General features: G+C 50.2%; 1 protein-coding gene. It reads left to right on the top strand.

Going from position 1 to position 500, the window contains the following annotated elements; translation table 11 throughout:
• Nucleotides 1-500: aldo/keto reductase (locus BHE18_RS22765; RefSeq protein WP_171910763.1), on the top strand; the 500-nt coding region annotated here is incomplete at both ends.

Genomic DNA, 500 nt, shown 5'->3' with positions numbered 1-500 from the left:
TCTTGTGTTGCTTGTTTGTGCTCACCGTTGGCTCTTTGTCCTTTCTTTCATGTCTCTATGTCGTCCTTCGTCATAGCTTCTTGTTTTCTCTTATTTTTTTTTTTTTTTTTCGTCAATACGACGACACCAATCGAAGTCGCACTCGAGCTGGAACACGCACACCCTGATTTGAGTTTGTCCGCGACGCAGTACACGCTTTTGCAGCACGAGCGAGCGTTGGAGCGCATGATGCCGCTTGCTGAGAAAACAGAGGGCGGTCTTGTCATCGGTTCGGCATTCAACTCTGGCGCCTTGCTTGGCGGCGATCATTTCGATTACGCAGAAATTACGCCAGAAATCAAACAGCGGGTAGCGCGTTTCCATGAAGTCGCCCAAAACCACGGCGTGCAATTAAAAGATGCTGCGCTGCAATTTTCAACGGCGCATCCAGCGGTCAAAGCAGTCGTCACCGGTTCAACGCGCCCAGACCGAATCAAAGAAGACTTGGCGGCTCTAAAAGC

It is taken from the genome of Rossellomorea aquimaris (assembly GCF_001877785.1).
Taxonomy (GTDB): Bacteria; Bacillota; Bacilli; order Bacillales; family Bacillaceae_B; genus Rossellomorea; species Rossellomorea aquimaris_A.
Note: the sequence above shows the minus strand (reverse complement) of the source record. Positions and strands in the feature narration are given on the sequence as shown.